15 protein-coding genes are annotated in these 18,768 nt (G+C 58.0%); 11 read left to right on the top strand and 4 right to left on the bottom strand.

Annotated elements, in window-relative coordinates; genetic code table 11:
- The first annotated feature begins 75 nt into the window (after positions 1 to 75).
- Together argJ and U738_RS06445 are read left to right on the top strand one after the other, a co-directional pair.
- The gene (argJ, locus tag U738_RS06440) at positions 76 to 1,305 is read left to right on the top strand and encodes a bifunctional glutamate N-acetyltransferase/amino-acid acetyltransferase ArgJ (RefSeq protein WP_035578473.1); all 1,230 of its coding nucleotides are present in this window, start codon (positions 76 to 78) and stop codon (positions 1,303 to 1,305) included.
- A 105-nt stretch (positions 1,306 to 1,410) separates the two neighbouring features.
- A complete protein-coding gene (locus U738_RS06445) occupies positions 1,411 to 2,367 on the top strand; it encodes a Nudix family hydrolase (RefSeq protein WP_035583246.1) in 957 nt (318 codons plus the stop codon).
- A gap of 93 nt (positions 2,368 to 2,460) precedes the next feature.
- On the opposite strand, the gene U738_RS06450 is transcribed toward U738_RS06445, so the two are convergent.
- Positions 2,461 to 3,375: a carbon-nitrogen hydrolase gene (locus tag U738_RS06450; RefSeq protein ID WP_035578476.1), complete on the bottom strand. Its 915-nt coding sequence runs from the start codon at positions 3,373 to 3,375 to the stop codon at positions 2,461 to 2,463.
- Between the two features lie 28 nt (positions 3,376 to 3,403).
- Positions 3,404 to 4,477, bottom strand: coding sequence for an agmatine deiminase family protein (locus U738_RS06455; RefSeq protein WP_035578479.1), 1,074 nt, complete (start codon positions 4,475 to 4,477; stop codon positions 3,404 to 3,406).
- Positions 4,478 to 4,713: 236 nt separating this feature from the next.
- Here U738_RS06455 and U738_RS06460 point away from each other — a divergent pair, with 236 nt between their 5' ends.
- Entirely contained in the window at positions 4,714 to 5,955 is a 1,242-nt protein-coding gene (locus U738_RS06460) for a lipoprotein-releasing ABC transporter permease subunit (protein ID WP_035578482.1), read from the top strand.
- Positions 5,956 to 5,995: 40 nt separating this feature from the next.
- Entirely contained in the window at positions 5,996 to 6,739 is a 744-nt protein-coding gene (locus U738_RS06465) for an ABC transporter ATP-binding protein (RefSeq protein ID WP_050713570.1), read from the top strand.
- 23 nt (positions 6,740 to 6,762) lie between these two features.
- Here the strand turns inward: U738_RS06465 and U738_RS06470 are convergent, their stop codons facing one another.
- Positions 6,763 to 7,314 carry a DUF2062 domain-containing protein gene (locus U738_RS06470; protein ID WP_035578486.1) on the bottom strand — a complete coding sequence of 184 codons (552 nt, stop codon included), beginning with the start codon at positions 7,312 to 7,314 and terminating at the stop codon, positions 6,763 to 6,765.
- Positions 7,315 to 7,411: 97 nt separating this feature from the next.
- Here U738_RS06470 and U738_RS06475 point away from each other — a divergent pair, with 97 nt between their 5' ends.
- The 7 genes from U738_RS06475 to murB all read left to right on the top strand — a co-directional run bounded on the left by U738_RS06475 (position 7,412) and on the right by murB (position 15,041).
- Positions 7,412 to 9,688 (top strand): DNA internalization-related competence protein ComEC/Rec2, encoded by a 2,277-nt coding sequence (locus tag U738_RS06475; protein WP_035578489.1) that lies wholly within the window; start codon positions 7,412 to 7,414, stop codon positions 9,686 to 9,688.
- A 56-nt stretch (positions 9,689 to 9,744) separates the two neighbouring features.
- A complete protein-coding gene (msbA, locus tag U738_RS06480) occupies positions 9,745 to 11,481 on the top strand; it encodes a lipid A export permease/ATP-binding protein MsbA (protein WP_035578492.1) in 1,737 nt (578 codons plus the stop codon).
- A complete protein-coding gene (gene lpxK, locus U738_RS06485) occupies positions 11,478 to 12,476 on the top strand; it encodes a tetraacyldisaccharide 4'-kinase (RefSeq protein ID WP_035578494.1) in 999 nt (332 codons plus the stop codon). The genes msbA and lpxK overlap by 4 nt, the downstream gene beginning before the upstream one ends.
- A gap of 13 nt (positions 12,477 to 12,489) precedes the next feature.
- Complete coding sequence (locus U738_RS06490) at positions 12,490 to 12,711, top strand: Trm112 family protein (RefSeq protein WP_035578497.1); 222 nt, start codon at positions 12,490 to 12,492, stop codon at positions 12,709 to 12,711.
- Positions 12,711 to 13,472: a 3-deoxy-manno-octulosonate cytidylyltransferase gene (kdsB, locus tag U738_RS06495; RefSeq protein ID WP_035578500.1), complete on the top strand. Its 762-nt coding sequence runs from the start codon at positions 12,711 to 12,713 to the stop codon at positions 13,470 to 13,472. Before U738_RS06490 ends, kdsB begins: the two co-directional genes overlap by 1 nt.
- 65 nt (positions 13,473 to 13,537) lie before the next feature.
- Positions 13,538 to 14,002 (top strand): low molecular weight protein-tyrosine-phosphatase, encoded by a 465-nt coding sequence (locus U738_RS06500; protein ID WP_035578503.1) that lies wholly within the window; start codon positions 13,538 to 13,540, stop codon positions 14,000 to 14,002.
- A gap of 25 nt (positions 14,003 to 14,027) precedes the next feature.
- Positions 14,028 to 15,041, top strand: coding sequence for a UDP-N-acetylmuramate dehydrogenase (gene murB, locus U738_RS06505; RefSeq protein ID WP_035578506.1), 1,014 nt, complete (start codon positions 14,028 to 14,030; stop codon positions 15,039 to 15,041).
- A gap of 89 nt (positions 15,042 to 15,130) precedes the next feature.
- Here the strand turns inward: murB and rne are convergent, their stop codons facing one another.
- Complete coding sequence (rne, locus tag U738_RS06510; RefSeq protein ID WP_035578509.1) at positions 15,131 to 18,454, bottom strand: ribonuclease E; 3,324 nt, start codon at positions 18,452 to 18,454, stop codon at positions 15,131 to 15,133.
- Positions 18,455 to 18,768: the final 314 nt, after the last annotated feature.

An 18,768-nucleotide genomic window follows, 5' to 3' on the forward strand; every position in this document is an offset into this window, starting at 1 on the left:
CAGCGTGCCTGAACACTCAGCGAGCGTAGCGGGTGGTCAGGCATCGCCTAAGCGTCTGCCTGAAGGAGAAGAATCATGGCGGTAGGAAACACTCCCTTTCCAGCGATGCCCCCCTTAGCAGGGGTGCGCCTGGGGGTTGCAATGGCAGGTATCAAAAAGCCGGATCGCCGTGATGTGGTGGTGATTGAGTTGCCCGATACCGCGACAGTGTCAGGGGTTTTTACCCGTAATGCATTTTGTGCAGCGCCCGTGGTGGTGGCTAAGCAGCACCTTGAACAGTGCCGTGCAGAAAAGCGTTCGCCGCGTTTTTGGCTGATCAATACCGGCAATGCCAACGCAGGCACTGGCGATGCTGGCTTGCGTGATGCCCATACAAGCTGTGCAGAACTGGCTAAGCAGGTCGGCGTGACGGAGCAGGACGTGCTGCCGTTTTCGACCGGTGTGATTGGTGAGCCGCTACCCATGGAGCGGCTGTTAGCGGGTTTGGCGCCAGCGATCGAAAGTTTAGCCAGTGACGCTGCCGCCTGGCAGCACGCAGGCCAAGGCATTCTAACTACCGATACCCGGGCCAAAGGCGCGACTGTGACGCTGGAAATGGATGGCCAGCCGGTGACGATTAACGGTATCGCCAAAGGTTCGGGCATGATCAAGCCCAATATGGCGACCATGTTAGGGTTTGTGGTGACTGACGCGGCTATCGAAGCACCGCTGCTGGATCGCCTGCTGCGGGAAACGGTCGACCGCTCGTTTAACTGCATTACCGTGGACAGCGATACCTCGACCAATGATGCTTGTATGCTAGCGGCAACCGGGACAGGCCCTCGCATCGCCGATGATGAGCAGATAGCGGTGTTCAGCAACGCTCTACAGCGGGTAATGACCGAACTGGCACAAGCGATTATTCGCGACGCAGAAGGCGCAACCAAGTTCGTTACCCTGCAGGTGGGCGAAGCTAAAAGCCGTCAAGAGGCGCTTGATGTGGCCTTTACCGTTGCGCACTCGCCGCTGGTTAAAACCGCGCTTTACGCCTCAGATGCTAACTGGGGGCGTATTTTGGCGGCTGTCGGGCGAGCGCCGGTGAGTGACTTTGATGTGAATCGTGTGGTGATTGATTTAGGTGATGTACGTTTAGTCGAGCAGGGTGGACGTGCAGCGGGCTACACCGAAGCGGCAGGAAGCGCCGTGATGGCGCAGTCAGAAATTACCATTCGCATTAACTTGGGGCGCGGTGAGGAGAGTGCCACGGTATGGACTTCCGACCTCTCCCATGACTATGTGTCGATCAACGCGGATTATCGCAGCTAGTCATGTTGCCCTAAGAGGGGACTGATTAGCGGTGGTAATGGGCAAACGCAGCGAGATAGCGCCGTCATGCAGAATGGCGGCGCGCAGACAGTGGATAAAGACGTAATGAGTGTAAAGGTAAAACGACGGGTTCACGTCGCGGCGGCTGCGATTATCAGCGCCGATCAACAGCAAGTACTGATTGCTCGTCGGCCGTCAAACGTTGACCATGGCGGACTGTGGGAGTTTCCAGGCGGCAAGCTGGCCCCTTATGAAACCGGTCTAGAAGGGTTAAAGCGAGAGCTGCACGAAGAGCTGGGCGTCGAGATTGTGTGCGCCCAGCCATTGATTCGCGTCCACCATGAGTACCCCGACAAGCACATCCTGCTCGATGTATGGCAGGTACACGAGTTTGCTGGCGAGCCCTTTGGTCGTGAAGGGCAGGCGGTGCGCTGGGTGCCCATGAGTGAGCTCTCCAATTACCCTTTCCCGGCGGCGAATTTGCCGATTCTGCGCGCAGTAAGGCTGCCTACCGAGTATTTAATTACCGGGGAAGAGTCGGATGAGGCGCGTTTCGATGCGTTCCTGGAGCGTGCGCTGCGTGAAGACAAGATTCGCCTGGTACAGCTGCGTGCCAAGCAGTTGGATGAGGCGGCTTATCTGGCCCGTGCCCAGCGTGCCTTGAGTCTGTGTCGTGAGCATGGCGCGCGACTGCTGCTCAATGGTGAGCCAACGCTGCTTGATCACATTGACGCCGATGGTATTCATTTGACCAGCGAGCGTTTGATGCAGCTTGAGCGTCGCCCGATTGCCGAAAACAAGTGGTTGTCGGCATCGACCCACAACCAAACGCAGCTTACCCAGGCGGCGGTGTTAGGCTGCGACTTTGTTAGCCTGTCGCCTTTGCGCACTACGCCGTCACACCCAGAAGTGTTCCCGCTCGGCTGGCATGATTTCCAGCAGTTGGTCGAGCGCGCCGGTATGCCAGTGTTTGCATTGGGCGGTATGACGCGCTTTGACGCTAACCACGCCCGCGCCGTGGGCGCCCAAGGGATCGCCTCAATCCGTGATTTCTGGAAGTAAACCGGCCAAGCCAGAACGCATAAAAAGCGCTATGTAATGAAAAACGCCTGCCTCGGTAGTTATCCAAGGCAGGCGTTTTTTTCTTTAACAAGCCTAGTCGCGGTAGCGGCGGGTTAGATCGCCATACGCGTCCACGCGGCGATCACGCAGATAGGGCCAGATGCGCCGGGTGTTTTCACTGCGCGCCATATCAAGTTGTACAACAAGCTGCTCTGTCTCTTCTCCTGCATGGGCTAATAGTTCACCTTGCGGCCCGCAGACAAAACTGCCGCCCCAGAACTGAATGCCATCGCCGACCCCGGAGTGATCTGCCTCAAAGCCCACCCGATTGGCCACCACTACCGGCAAGCCGTTAGCCACGCCGTGGGCGCGCTGAATCACCGTCCAGGCATCTTTCTGGCGGGTCTTTTCTGCGTTGTCGTCGTTCGGGTCCCAGCCAATCGCCGTCGGGTAGAGCAGTAAGTCCGCGCCGGCCAGTGCCATTAGGCGGGCGGCTTCGGGATACCACTGATCCCAGCAGACCAGTACGCCGAGACGGCCCAGCGAGGTTTCAATCGGCGTAAAGCCTTCTCCGCGGGCGCTGTCATGATCACCCGGCGTGAAGTAAAACTTCTCATAAAACCCCGGATCATCGGGAATATGCATCTTACGATACTGCCCGACGCGGCCTTTAGCACGGTCATAGACCACAGCGGTATTGTGATAGAGCCCGGGGGCGCGGCGCTCAAATAGCGACCCGACCAAGACGATATCCAGCTCTTTAGCGAGCGCCGCCAGGCGCTGGCCGGATGGGCCGTCGAGGGGCTCCGCGAGATCAAACAGCGCGGGATCTTCAAATTGGCAAAAGTAGTGGGTGGCGTGCAGTTCTTGCAGCAGTACCAACTGCGCGCCTTGTTTAGCGGCGCTACGGATACCTTCTTCGCTTGCTGACAGGCTTTGGGCTTTGTCCGGCCAGGCGGGTTGCTGCACAACACCGACGGTTAGCGTCGAACGGGATTTAATCGACATAATGGCTCCTTTATTTCGTCAGTATTATCTAATCAGTACCAGCCGAGTGCTGGACAAGCGTGTCCCGGACAAGCGTGCCTTGTGGAAGCTGCATGGTTAAACAGTGCAGGCTGCCGTGCTGGCGAATAACGCTGACGCACTCAATAGGGATAAGCGTGTGTTCAGGAAAAGCAACCGCCAGTGCGTTTAGCGCGGTGACATCCGCTGGATCGCCGTAAGTGGGCACCAACACGGCCTGATTAATGATCAGAAAATTGGCGTAGGTGGCGGGCAGGCGGTGACCATCTTCCGGGTCAAAGCAAGGCTGGGGCCAGGGCAGGGCGATAAGCCGGTAAGGTTCGCCATTGCGCTGGCGGAAAGCCTGCAGCTCCCGCTCCATGGCTGCCAAGGCCGGGTAGTGCGGGTCGTTGGGGTCATCGCAGCGCACGTAAGCTATGGTGGATGGATCGCAGAAGCGCGCCAGGGTATCAATATGGCTGTCGGTATCGTCGCCTTCTAAATGGCCGTTGGCCAGCCACAATACGCGGTCAACGCCGAAATCTTGGGCTAGCCGTGCTTCTACCTCAACTCGAGATTGCATGGGGTTACGGTTGGGGTTTAGCAGGCATGCTTCGGTGGTCAGCAGGGTGCCTTCACCATCGGTTTCGATGGCACCGCCCTCCAGCACAAAATCCCGACTTACCACCGGGCAGGCCCATACGCCTGCATCAGCAAGCCGCTGGGTGAGTCGATTATCACGCTCGGCGGGGAATTTGCCACCCCAGCCGGTAAAGGTGTAATCGAGCATGACGCATTGGCCATCTTCATCGACCACGCTGATCGGTCCATGATCCCGCGCCCAGGTATCGTCGGTAGGTGCGACAATAAGCTGCAGGCGTTCAGCGGGCACGCCGTAGGCGTCAAAAGTGACCGCTAAACGCTGTTTTGTGGCCTCATCGGGGATACATATAAGTAGCCGCTGGTAGTGAGCCGTGGCCATCACAATGCGTTCGAGAGTGGCTTCGATGCGCTCGATCAGTGGCGCCCAATCGCCGTCATGGCGAGGCCAGGTCAGTTGTATCCCGTCTTGGGGATGCCATTCGGGTAGCAAACGATAGGTCATAGTCGCCAATGTCATGAAGGCCTTTTGGAGTAAATAAACCTAACCGAGGCTAAGACACAAAGGTAGCCACACGGTCAGCAGTAAATCGGCGCAATGTAGGGTGTGGCGGGGCAAGTTGCAAGCGTAACGTTTTTATTATGAACGCTCACGGCGAAGGCCGCTCTAATGGCCGTTTGGAACATGCAGAGAGACTAAAAAAACCGTACCATGAGCGCTTATTGATAAGGAATGACGCCATGCTTGATCGTTTGCCTTTTCTGGTGGGGCTGCGCTACGTGCGCGCTAAACGCCGGAATCACTTTATTTCGTTTATTTCACTTACCTCGATGCTGGGGCTAATGCTGGGGGTCGCGGTACTTATTCTGGTGCTGTCGGTGATGAACGGCTTCGACCATGAGCTGCGCACGCGTATTTTAGGTATGGTGCCCCACGCTAAAATCGAGTCCCGTGTGGGGATGGTCGAATGGGAGTCCCTGGCTGAAGAGTTAATGCAGCGCGAGCGCGTCATTGGCGCGGCTCCCTACGTTGAGCAGCAGGGCATGTTCTCCGTGGGGGGGCGCAATCAGGGCGCTATGGTGACCGGTATTAATCCTGACTGGGAAGGACGGGTGTCTATCATCGGCGAGCATATGCGCCAAGGCGAGCTGGCCGATCTGGTGCCCGGTGAGTGGAATGTGGTGCTAGGGTCGATGCTGGCGCGCAACTTGGGGGTTGGCGTGGGGGATCGGGTGACACTGTTAGTGCCGGAAGCATCCATTACCCCCGCCGGCGTATTCCCGCGCTTAAAGCGCTTTACCGTTAGCGGTATTTTTAGCGTTGGCGCCGAACTTGATGCCAATTTGGCCTACGCAAGTATCGAAGATATGCAGACCCTTGCACGGATGGGCGATGCGGTAGGCGGACTTCGCCTGCAGTTGGATGACTTATTTGCCGCCAGTAGCGAAACCCAGGCAATTCTCAATGAACTTGGCCCTGAGTATCGCGGCAGCGACTGGACCTTCTCCCAAGGTAACCTTTTCCAGGCGATACAGATGGAAAAGCGCATGATCGCGCTGCTGCTAACCGTGATTATCGCCGTGGCGGCGTTTAATATCGTCTCCACGCTGGTCATGGTGGTTACCGACAAGCGTGCGGATATCGCTATTCTGCGTACGATCGGCGCTAAACCGAGCTCGATTATGGGCATTTTTATTGTCCAGGGCATGGCCATCGGGCTTATCGGTATCGCCATCGGGGTGGCTGTGGGTGTGTTGCTGGCGCTCACCATTGCCGATCTCATCGGCTGGGTTGAGGGAACGATAGGTATCCAGTTCTTGGATGCCGGGGTCTACTTCATCAGCGATCTACCCTCTCAACTGCAGTGGGGCGATGTTATTCGGATCGTTTTGGCAGCCTTTGGTCTGACGTTCCTGTCGACACTCTATCCTGCTTGGCGGGCAGCAAAAGTTCAGCCGGCGGATGTGTTGCGCTATGAATAATGGCTTCCGGAATGATGACTTCAGGAATAAGGATGACTCGATGTCTATGAATTCGGCGACTATAAACGCTACGTCTACCCACGGTGGGCAAGAGGCGGCGGTGATGCTCGATTGCCAAGCGTTGACACGAACCTACAGTGAGGGCCCTCAGGATCTCACGGTGCTGGATAAGCTCAACTTGCAGGTGCGTGCCGGGGAACGGGTGGCCATCGTAGGTAGCTCGGGGTCGGGTAAGACGACGCTACTCAACTTGCTGGGGGGGCTGGATCGTCCCAGCGAAGGCAGGGTGGTGATCGCCGGTGAGCCGCTTTCGGGCTTAAATGAAGCGGCGCTGGGTAGCTTCCGTAACCGCTACATTGGCTTTGTGTATCAATTTCACCATCTGTTGGCGGAATTCACCGCCGTCGAAAATGCTGCGTTGCCGCTGATTATTCGCGGCCAGTCGAAAAAGGCAGCCGAGCAGCGGGCGATGCAGATACTCGAGCGGGTAGGCATGCAGCCCCGTGCGGATCATAAGCCGGGAGAGCTTTCCGGCGGGGAGCGCCAGCGCGTGGCTATCGCCCGCGCGCTGGTCACCGATCCTAGCCTGGTGCTTATGGATGAGCCGACGGGTAACCTGGACCAGACCACGGCGGCGACTATTTTGGCGCTGATGGACGAACTGGCCAAAGAGAGCGCCTGCGCCTTTGTGATTGTGACCCACGACGTGAGCCTTGCGGCCCATCAAGACCGGGTGCTTAAACTGGATGCGGGTAAGTTGGTAGAGCAGGCTCCAGCGCTCTAACCGTCGAGCTCAATCATCCATCATTACTCATCAAATTCCGCTTCAATCTGTGCGCGCCGCTGCCGACGTTTCTGGCGGCGGCGTTTCCAGTTATGGGAGACGTGCCAGCGCCAGATTAATCGAATGCCAATATTAGCGACGATGGCCAATACGACCGCCGTTACCAATGAGCCGACGATCAGTGGCGGCATAATGTCGTGCATCTGTTCGGCGATCCAGCGTGAAGAGATACGCGAGGGGGCTTCCCGCACGGGCGCGCCGAGTATAAAGGTGCCAATCCAGTAGTTGCCGTAAAAAATCAGCGGCATTGTTAAGGGGTTGGTAATCCATACCAAACCCACCGAGAGGGCTAAGTTGCAGCGTGTTATGCGCGCGCCCAGCGCGGCGACCACCATTTGAAAGGGGATAGGCAGCATCGCGCAAAACACGCCCACGCTAAATGCATTGGCAACGCTTCGGCGAGTTAAAAGCCACAAACCTGGATCGGCAATCAGCGGTGCCATAAAGCGTAGCGAGCGCTGCTTCCTGATGGTGTCGGGTTTGGGCATGTAGCGCTGCAGGAACCGGCGCGGCATGATGGATACTCTTACCTATCGATGTGGCCCATTATCCATATCGAGCTGCCTTTCGGCTATGCTAGGCCATCAATGATGCGTCACCAGGGAGGGTTCTATGCGCTTAGGTGTTGCCATGCCAGCGGCACTTGCAGCACTCGCCGGAGGCACTTTTGCTTGGTATAGCCACACTGCCGCGCTGAGCCAACGTGGGTTTGAGTGGGGGTTGGTAGCTGCTTTGCTGGTAATGGTGTGGCGGCCGCGCTCAGGTCGATGGCTGCTAATCGGGGCGTGGGTCTTCATTGGCGTACAAAGTGAGTGGGGAAGTCGCTTGCCGGCGGGACTCAGCGGTGAAGATATTACCGTGGAGGCGACCGTGTTGACCGCTCAGCCGTTGGGCAATGCAACGCGCCTGTTGTTAAGCGTTGATAAGTGCCACAGTGCTGTAAATAGCCCAGCCCGGCCCAGCTGTTCGGCGCTCTCCAAGGTGCGCATAACCGCTTATAGCGATGAGCGATTTAAGCCCGGAGAAGCGTGGCAAATGACGCTGCGTTTGCGCCCTCCAAGCGGCTTTGCCAATCCTGATACCTTCAATTATGCGCAGTGGCTATGGCGTGAGGGAATCCACGCCACGGGCTACCTGCGCCAGGACCCTGCACCGGTGCGGCTCTCTCCCGCCAGCACTTCGCTGCGCCAACTGGCGCTGAATTTTTTAGCCCAGCAAACAATTGACGAGCGTACGAAGCGTTGGTTAGCGGCGCTAACACTGGGAGATAGCGAACAGCTTACCCAGGATGACTGGTCGCTGCTGAATGCTACCGGCACCACGCATCTGGTAGTGATTTCAGGCTTGCATGTCGGTCTGGTGGCGTCGTTTGCGCTGCTACTCGCCAAGTTAGCCGCGCGTTTGACGACGCCCACCCACTGGCGCATGCGTACCTGGCCATGGTGGTTGGCGGCAGTAGCCTGCGTCGGTTACGCCGCCCTTGCCGGAATGGCGCCTCCCGCCATGCGCGCGATGGTAATGACGCTGATAGGGCTGTGGGTGCTCAGCGGGCGTCATGCGCCAGGGCCGTGGCAAGCGTGGTGGCTGGCCCTTGCGCTGGTGCTGATCGTTGATCCGCTGGCTTTATGGCGCCCTGGCATGTGGCTGTCGTTCGTAGCCGTAGCGTGGTTAATCCTTATTTGGCAGGGGCGGCAGCGACCCAAAGGGGTGAAAGGCTGGTGCTGGGCGCTGGTGAGATCTCAGCTACTGCTCGCCCCGTTAATGGCCGCTGCGGTACTGGTGGCCTTTGGACGGGTGGCGCCCGCCGCGCCGTTAATCAATTTAGTCGCCGTGCCCTGGGTGAGTTCGGTGATGGTACCCTCGGCGCTGCTGGGGTGGCTGCTGTCCCCGATACCTGGGGTGGGAGAAGCGCTGTGGTGGTTGTTTGAGCAGGCACTTGACGTTTTCCATCTGCTGTTGGCGCTTGCTGTGCAGCACTGGCCATTGTGGGAGCCTGATCGGCCGTTAACTTACCCGCTCGCTTTTGCATTGTTATTACTGTCGTTATGCTGGGGGCTGCCTGCCGTGCTGCCGGGGCTGCGGTTGTCTGCTACCGCGCTGGTTCTAGCGCTGCCCTGGTGGTCGCTGCCGTCATCGATTCCTCCCAATACGCTCAGAGTTAGTGTGTATGACGTTGGGCAGGGGCAGTTGATAGAGCTGCGCAGCGAACATTATCGCCTGCTCTACGACACCGGGCCGCGCTTTCGTAGCGGCTTTATGCCGCTAGAGACGCTTTGGTCGCCGGGGCAGCGGTTTGATCAAGTGATTGTTAGCCACGCTGATAATGACCATGCGGGCGGTATTCGCGCGTTGCTAGCCGATCATCGGGTCAGGCAGTGGATGGCGCCCGCGGGTGAGGCGCTGCCTGTTTCAAGCCATGACTGCCAGCGTGGTCAACGCTGGCAGCGCGACGGCGTAAATTACCGCATCCTTTGGCCGCCCGCGGGAGATAACGATTTTTCTGCCAACGATCGCTCCTGCGTACTTGAGGTGAGCGTTGGTGAGCAGCGTCTGCTGATTACCGGGGATGTGGGCACGCAGGTAGAGCGGCGCTTTCTGGGTGAGGTAGAGCGGCCCGTTAGCGTGCTGGTTGCTGGGCACCATGGCAGCGGCACTAGTTCGGGTATCCAGTTTGTGCGCCATGCCGCACCTCGACATGTGATATTTAGCGCCGGGCGGGGTAACGCTTTTCAGCATCCGGTCGATGATGTTGTGCGCCGTTTTCGCCAGCAGGGAAGCTGTCTATGGAACACGGTGCATGACGGAGCACTGCGTTTTTGGCTAAACGCGGCCCATCCCGTTCAGGTTGAAACAACGCGACCATTGCCGGGACGACGTAACCAGTGTTGAAGCGCGCCGCCATCAGGTAGAATTCCCGACACTGCACACTATGGCCAGGAGCGCGTGTGACTGATTCAGGTTGGGTTATCTATAAACGGTTGTTGGGCTATGTTAAGCCGCATTGGCGTGCTTTTGCACTGGCGGTGGTGGGGTTTGTGGTGTATGCCGCATCGAGTACGGCGCTTGCGGAAATGATGAAGCGTCTAATTGATGGCATTCAAAACCCGGATGCGGCCTTTCGGCTATTTCTACCGCTGTTTGTGATTATTATGTTTTCCGCCCGGGGGCTAGGTACTTTTTTAAGCACCTATTTTATGGCCTATGTGGGCCGCTACGTGATTCATACCCTGCGCTGCGACGTGTTTGCCCATCTTCTCCATCTGCCCGGCTGGTTTTTTGACCACCACTCCAGCGGTCAACTGGTGTCGCGGGTGACCTACCACGTGGAGCAAGTTGCCGGGGCGGCCACCAAAGCGGTGACGATTATTCTGCGTGAGGGACTGTTCGTCGTCGGTCTGGTGCTCTATTTGCTGTGGACTAACTGGATGTTAACGCTGCTGTTCTTGGGTGTAACGCCGATCATCGCGGTAGTGGTGAGCTACGTGAGTAAACGATTTCGGCGCATTTCAAAGCGTATTCAGCACTCCATGGGCGATGTCACCCATATTGCCTCTGAGGCGCTGTCGGGCTACCGGGTAGTGCGAACCCACGGCGCGGAAGATTATGAAAAGCAGCGCTTCGAGCGGGTCAGTGAAGAGAATCGCCGCCAAAGCATGAAAGAGGCCATGACCCGTGCGGTCAGTTCCCCAGTGATTCTGATGCTGGTGGCTATCTCCATGGCTATCCTGGTCTGGCTGGCCATGGCGCCTTCGCTGATGGAGAACATGACGCCCGGTGAGTTTGTGGCTTTTATTACCGCAGCCGCCCTGATGATCAAGCCAGTGCGCCAACTGACTGAGATTAATGGTGAGATCCAGAAAGGCCTAGCGGCCGCGTCAGAACTTTTCGGGTTACTGGATATGACCCCTGAAGAGGATAGCGGTAAGCGCATCGCCAGCCGTTTAAGCGGCGAGGTAGTGATTGATAAGGTTAGCTTCCGCTACGCTGACGACCAGCCCGAAGTGTTGCACGATATTAATCTGCGCCTAGCGCCGGGTGAACTGGTGGCGATTGTCGGGCGTTCGGGAAGTGGCAAGTCCACCCTGGTCAGCCTGCTGCCGCGTTTCTACCGGCCCAGCCAGGGCCGTATTAGCATCGATGGCATTAACGTTGATGAGTACGCGCTGGGGCCACTACGCCAGCAAATTGCCCTGGTGTCCCAGCAGGTGACGCTATTCAACGCCTCGATCGCCGATAACATTGCCTATGGGGTGGACAATCCTGATCCCCAGGCCATTCAGGCGGCGGCAGAGGCTGCCTATGCCCATGAGTTTATCGACAAGCTTCCCAATGGCTATGCCACCACCGTGGGCGAAAACGGTGTGATGCTCTCGGGCGGGCAGCGCCAGCGGCTGGCGATAGCTCGGGCGATCTTTAAGGATGCGCCGTTGCTGGTGTTGGATGAGGCGACGTCAGCGCTGGATACGGAGTCCGAGCGCTATATCCAAAAAGCCCTTGAGCGGGTTTGTGAAGGGCGTACTACGCTGGTTATCGCTCACCGCCTGTCTACCATTGAAAGAGCCGACCGAATTGTGGTGATGGATCAGGGGCGCATTATCGAAGAGGGTTCGCATCAGGCGCTGCTGGATGCCGAGGGCGCCTACGCGGCACTGCACCAGCTACAGTTCCAAGAGGTGCTATGACACTGTCGCAGCGCTGGTTGAAGGGCGCCTATCAAGGCAGTTGCTGGCTATTGCCACTGAGGCCATTAGGGGCGTTGTACCAGTGGGCCATGGTGCGTCGGGAGCAGGCATATCAGCGTGGCAGCAAGGCCGCCTGGGAAGCCCCCGTGCCGGTTATTGTGGTCGGTAATATTACCTTGGGGGGAACGGGAAAATCGCCGCTGGTGGCGTGGTTGGCTAGCTGGCTGGTGGCTCAAGGCTGGTCGCCAGGCATTGTTAGTCGCGGCTATGGCGGAAAAGCGCTGCACTACCCATTATTTGTTACCGCCAGCAGCAACGTTGCCGAAAGCGGCGATGAGCCGCTGATGCTGGCACAGCAAACCGGCTTGCCAGTGGTGGCGGATCCCCAGCGCGTGCGGGGTGTTCAGGCATTGGTTGATGCGGGATGCGATATTATCCTTAGCGACGACGGTTTGCAGCATCTGGCGCTGGCCCGGGATATTGAGCTGGTCGTTGTTGATGGTGCCCGCGGGCTGGGTAACGGCCGCTGCCTGCCCGCGGGGCCACTGCGCGAGTCGTCTAGCCGGTTGCAGCGTGTTGATGCGGTAATCGTCAACGGCGACTCACCGCCGTCGTTGCCGGTCGCCTCGGTCACTACCATGCAACTAGCGCCGCTGCGCTGGCGCCGCCTTGACGATGGCGTGCATTTTCCTCTTGCGCCACTGCCGTTTACGCTGCCGGTGCACGCGGTCGCCGGTATCGGTCATCCCGAACGCTTTTTTCGTACCCTTTCTGCGCTGGGTATTGAGGGCGAGTGGCACCCGCTAGCTGATCACCAGCATTTTGATGCAGACGCGCTAAGCTTTGCAGAGTCGCGCCCGGTGATTATGACCGCCAAAGACGCCGTTAAGTGTTACGCCCTGGCGCCGCCGAATAGCTGGGTACTAGACGTGGAAGCAACCCTTCCACCCGAATTTGAGCACTGGCTGGCAGCGCGGCTGTCGGCTCTTTCCTAAAGGAGATATGCGCATGGATAAGGAACTGCTGGCAATGCTGGTATGCCCATTGTGTAACGGTAAGCTGAAATATGACCGCGACGCTCAAGAGCTGCGCTGCCACTACGATGGACTCGCCTATCCCATTCAAGAGGGGATTCCAGTGATGTTGCCTGAAGAGGCCCGCACAATGGATGCCGATGAAAAGTTACCCAGTTCTTCAGGACGCTCTCCAGGACATTCAGGAGGCGCTTAATGGCTTTTCCTGAATATACGGTTGTCGTACCCGCGCGCTATGGCTCTACCCGGTTACCCGGCAAGCCGCTGCTTGAGATTGCCGGGGAGCCAATGATTGCCCACGTATGGCGTCGCGCCTGGCAGAGCCACGCCGCCAGAGTGGTAGTGGCGACAGACGATAGCCGCATTCGCGATGCCATGCTGCCTTACGGTGCCGAGGTGATCATGACCCGTGACGATCACCCATCGGGCACCGACCGTTTAGCCGAGGTGGCTGCTAGCTTAGCGTTGGCGGATGATGCGCTGCTGGTCAATGTGCAGGGTGACGAGCCGTTAATTCCCCCCGCGCTGATTGACCAGGTGGCGCTGCGTTTGGCCGACGATCCCGAGGCATCGATAGCCACGCTCGCCGAGCCTATCAATGATGTGGACACGCTGTTTAATCCTAATGTGGTTAAGGTGGTGCGTACGCTTCAGGGGCGCGCGCTGTATTTTTCCCGGGCGCCAATTCCCTGGGATCGTGAACAGTTCAAAGCGCCGCCCACCATGCTGGCAACCGATGCTTGGCTGCGTCATATCGGCCTGTATGCCTACCGGGCTAGTTTTCTAGCCGCCTACCGGGACTGGCCCGCTTCAAGCCTTGAGCAACTTGAACAGCTCGAACAGCTGCGTGCACTGCAGAACGGCCACGTGATTCAGGTGGCATTGGCCTGCGAAGTCAACCCTGCTGGGGTCGATACGGCTGAGGATCTAGCGCGGGTTCGGGCGCTGCTGGCTTAGCGCGCTATTAACATAGCCTGTGGTTAATGACGAGTGACGCTAATAAGTTGTAAAGGAGCGCTACTGTGAAAGTGTTATTTGTGTGTTTAGGCAATATTTGCCGCTCACCCACCGCGGAGGGTGTTTTTCGTCGTGCTGTTGAACAAGCGGGGTTGGCCGGGCAGGTTAAAATTGACTCCTGCGGCGTCGGCAGTTGGCATTTAGGCAAAGCGCCGGACGCCCGTGCCCAGCAGGCAGCGCGACTGCGCGGTATCGATTTAAGTGACCTGCGGGCCCGTAAGCTAAGCGAGCAGGATTTCCGTGAATTCGATTACGTGCTGGGTATGGATCAGGACAATTTACGCGCCATGCGCGAGCTGAAGCCCGCCAATAGCCAGGCGCATGTGGGGCTTTTTTTGGATTTTGCCGGTTCCGCGGGTGCCGAAGTTCCAGATCCTTACTATGGCGGTGATGAGGGGTTTGAGAACGTGCTGAATATGATTGAGGCCGCATCAGATGGGTTGATTCAACACCTCAAGCGTGGGCTTTAATGGGGCTGATGGTGTGGCTAAATAAATGACTATTTTCAGCAATGTCGATCTGTCCGCGGCGAACACGCTTCGGCTTCCCTGCCAAGCAGAGCGCTTCGCAGCGCCAACGACATTAACAGCCTTACGCCAAACGCTAGCGGAGGCTTGCCGTAAGGGCTGGCCGGTCACGCTGCTGGGCGGCGGTAGCAATGTGCTGCTGCCCGAAACGTTACCAGGGTTGGTGGTGCGTCCTGCTTTGCAGCAGTACTGGCTTAGTCAGCGTCCAGGGGATGTATTGGCCCACGTGGGGGCTGGCGTTAATTGGCATACGCTGGTGATGACCACAGCTGCACGCGGCCTATGGGGCATTGAAAATCTGGCGCTGATACCCGGTAGTTGTGGTGCCGCACCGGTGCAGAACATTGGTGCCTACGGCGTTGAGCTTGCCGATACGCTGCAAGCGGTACAGGTAATGGAACTTGCCACCGGGCAGGTTGATTGGTTGAGCTCTCAGCAGTGTGCTTTTGGTTACCGTGACAGCCTATTTAAAGGTGAATTGGCGGGTAGTGTGGTGATCACCCAGTTGGTTTTGCGTTTGTCACGTACGCCAGCACCCCGGCTCGGCTATGGCGATCTCGCTGCACGCTTAGCGAACTCTCTCACTCCCACGCCGCTTGCCGTCGCCGAAGCGGTATGCGCTATTCGGCGCGAGAAGTTGCCCGACCCTCAGGTGCTGGCCAACGCGGGAAGTTTCTTCAAAAACCCACTCGTTAGCCATCAATGGGCAGCACAGCTGCTGAAAGAACACCCGTCCATGCCGCACTTCCCCCAGGAGGGCGGTCAAACAAAGCTGGCGGCGGGTTGGTTAATCGATCAGTGCGGCTTGAAAGGGATGCGCGATGGCGCCTTCGGGGTGCACCAGCATCAAGCGCTGGTGCTGGTGCACTTTGGCGGCGGAGATCGTCAGGGGCTGATGAAAACAGCCGACTATATCGCCGCCCAAGTGGAAGCACGCTTTGGACTACGTTTAGAACCTGAGCCGCGGTTGGTTAATCCCTAATGCTTATTACTAACGGGTGCTAACGGTGCCGATAACGTAAAAAACCCCGCCGAAGCGGGGTTTTTTGCTGTTGCAACACGCTGACCGATTTACTCGGAGTGGGTGTCTTGCTGCGCCTGTTTACGCTTCTCGCGCGGGTCGTTGTGGGCCCGGGTGCGACGACGCGGTTTAGGCATATCTTCATTAACCGTTTCTGCAGGCTCCTCTTTAGCAGGTGCTTCGTTGGCGACCGACTGAGCGGGCTGAGGCTCAGCTTCAGCCGCAGGGGCTTCTAGATCGCTGCTCTTCTTTTCAGTGCTGTTATCTTCAGTACTGCTCTCTTCCGTATTATTCAGTTCAACGCTACTCTCTTCAACGTTCTGTGGCTCATCGTTTTTTGCTTCGGCGCTTGGCTTTAGCTCGCTGCTGGATGGCTCTTCAGTTGAGGGCTCAGCGTCGACACTCTCAGCAGCACTGGGAGTGCCAGTTTCCTGGACGTTGGTTGACGCTTCAGGCTGACGCTCGTCTGAACCAGCGCTATGGAAAGGCGCAGAGGAGGCGGCCTCTTCAATTGCTTCTGCTGGATCAACAGCGTTGGCCGCAGGCGGTTCGATGGCTTCAGGCGCTACCGGTTCGCTAGCACTGGGCTGGCTATCGCCAGTTTGCTCAGTGTCAGCAGGCTCCGCGTTGGCTTCAGCCAGGGGCGCTTCAGCAGCGGGGGCTGCCTGCTGCTCAGCGCTATCCTCGGTGGTTTCCCCAGGTGCCGCTTTAGGCTGACGACGCTGGTGCGTCGACTTGCGCGCTTTAGCGTTCTCTGCCACGGGCTGGTCGGTGGTTGTAACGTTGTCCGCTTGCTCTGGCGCACTCTTAGCCTCGGGCTCCGTTGTGGTATCGGGCTCTACAGCTGCTGTCGGTTCTGGCTGAGCGGTGTCGGCTGTTGGCGCGGGGTTACGATCATCCGATTCCGGTCCCGATGTCGGTTCGGGAGTAATCGGTGTCTCATTTGTCGCTGCCTTAGCCTCCGGTGCCTGTGCTTCTGTAGCAGGTGCTTCACTCGGCGCTTGCGCGGCTGCTGGCGCGTCATCCTGGGCTTGGGCCTGCAGCTTTAACTGCTCAGCTTCTGCTTGGGGATTAATCGCCTGGGTACGCGTGCGGTTACGCGGGTTGTTACGGGTACGCTTCGGCTTGCCGTCGTCCTGCTTAGCCGTTTCATCGCGCTGATTGTCGCTTGCTTTTTCAGCACCGCTATCACGGCGTGGCTCTTTTTGCCCTGCGCTTTTACTGTTGTTGCTCTCTTTAGAGCTCTCTTTGGCAGTACTGCCTTTGGAGGCGCCGTCTTTAGAAGAGTTATCAGCCTGGGACTCTTTACGAGGTGCCTTGGCCGAATCTTGACCATTGGCATCCTCCTGCTGAGGATGACGACGGCGGTTGCGGGTACGGTTAGGGCCGCTGCGCTTTTCGCTATTGTCGTCATTGGCTGGGCGCGGTGTGCTGCTGCGCTGCTCAGTTTTCTGGTCGGCTTTTTGTTCAGCCTTTTGCTCAGTTCTGGCACTGCTATCGCCGCGCTCGCTGCGCGAAGACTTCTGCCGCGACTCGCTGCTGCGCTGAGTAGTTTTACGCTCGCTCGGCTTGCGTGGCGCCGGGGTTTCAGCCTTTGGCGCTGGTGTGGCTTCGGTTGTATTTTCGTCGCTGCCAAGCAGTTTGGCGAAACCGCGGATAAAGCGACCAATAACGCTGGGTTGCTCGCTGGTCGCCGGTGTTGGTTGGGCCGCAGGAGCTGGGGCAGCCGCAGGCGCTTTCTCTTCGGTTTGCAGCGAAGCGGGTGCTGGCGCGTTGTGGGTGACGCTTTTAACCGCCGCTTCTGCCCGCATGGCGGGTGGCACAAAGCTGGGTGTCGGCTCTTTGCCCACTTCGGTATCGGTCGAGAGTTCAAAGCTCGAAAGGCTTTGAGTGTCATCCTCGTCCAGATGGTCGTCGCGCAGGCGTTGTACGTCGTAGTGGGGCGTATCCATTTCAGGATTGGGCAGCAGTACGACGCGAACATTCTGACGAGACTCAAGATCAGCCAGCACGCTGCGTTTTTCATTGAGCAGGTAAGTGGCCACCGGTACCGGCAGAATGGCGCGAATCTGTGCGCTATTCTCTTTCATGGCCTCTTCTTCAATCAGGCGCATGATGGAGAGCGACAGCGAGCGCACATCGCGAATGGTGCCCTGTCCATTACAGCGCGGGCAAACCACGCCACTGGTCTCACCTAGTGAAGGGCGTAGACGCTGACGGGACATCTCCATCAGGCCAAAGCGGGAAATGCGGCCAATCTGTACCCGTGCACGATCCAGCTTTAGGGCATCGCGCATGCGGTTTTCAACTTCACGCTGGTTGCGCGCGGGCCCCATGTCGATAAAGTCGATCACCACCAGGCCGCCAATATCGCGCAGGCGTAGCTGGCGGGCGATCTCATCGGCGGCTTCAGAGTTGGTCTGTAGGGCGGTCTCTTCAATATCGCTACCGCGGGTAGCGCGCGCGGAGTTGATATCGATAGAAACCAGCGCTTCAGTGTGATCAATGACAATCGAGCCGCCCGAAGGCAGCTTCACTTCACGCTGATAGGCGGTTTCGATTTGCGATTCAATCTGGAAGCGCGAGAACAGCGGCACTTCGTCCGCGTAGAGTTTGATCTTCTGCTGATACGAGGGCATGACCTGACGAATAAAGCCCAGCGCCTCGGCGTGAATCTCGGGGCTGTCGATCAATACTTCGCCGATGTCCTGACGAAGATAGTCGCGCATGGCGCGGATGATGACGTTGGATTCACGATAAATCAGGAAGGGGGCAGGTCGCTTGGCAGCCTCGGTGGTAATCGATTCCCACACCTGAACGAGGTAATCCAAATCCCACTGTAGCTCTTCTGGGTTACGACCGATGCCAGCGGTGCGCACAATCAGGCCCATTTTATCGGGCACGGTCAGCTGGCCCATGGCGTCTTTGAGCTGGCTGCGCTCGTCGCCTTCGATGCGGCGTGAAATGCCACCCGCCCGCGGATTGTTTGGCATCAGCACCAAAAAGCGGCCCGCAAGGCTAACAAAGGTGGTTAGCGCGGCGCCTTTATTGCCACGCTCCTCTTTATCAACCTGAACGATGACCTCTTGGCCCTCTTTAAGCACTTCTTTAATGCTTGGACGCCCGGAAACGTCTTTGACAAAGTACTCACGGGAAATTTCTTTCAGAGGCAAGAAGCCGTGGCGATCCGCACCGTAGTCAACAAAGGCGGCTTCCAGGGAGGGTTCTACGCGGGTGATTTTGCCGCGATAGATATTGGCTTTTTTCTGTTCTCTTGCGCCGGATTCGATGTCTAAATCGTAAAGGCGTTGTCCATCAACTAAAGCGACACGCAGCTCTTCGGGCTGGGTCGCATTAATAAGCATCCGTTTCATAGTGTCTCGCATAGCGTTGCGTACCGGCGAACGGCCTATGGGGTGACGTAGGCGAACCGCTGGGTGCTGCGTGCTTGTGCTCGGCGCATTGCTATGCTGACGCGTCAAGCCGGGAGGGCGTCATCGCCGACCCGGCCAATAGGGCGTTGAGTACGTGGCGGAGGCAGGACGTGTTCCGGTGGTTCTGTCACGTCCATCCGGCCCTGCTGACACCGCCAACACCTGGCATTCATCGATTCACCAACGCCGGCCACCGGCACAGCGTTGAACTTTTCGCCCGGAGTCAGCCAGCGCCTTGTGACGAATAAGGAGGG

It is taken from the genome of Halomonas sp. TG39a, from assembly GCF_000744395.1.
Classification (GTDB): Bacteria; Pseudomonadota; Gammaproteobacteria; order Pseudomonadales; family Halomonadaceae; genus Vreelandella; species Vreelandella ventosae_B.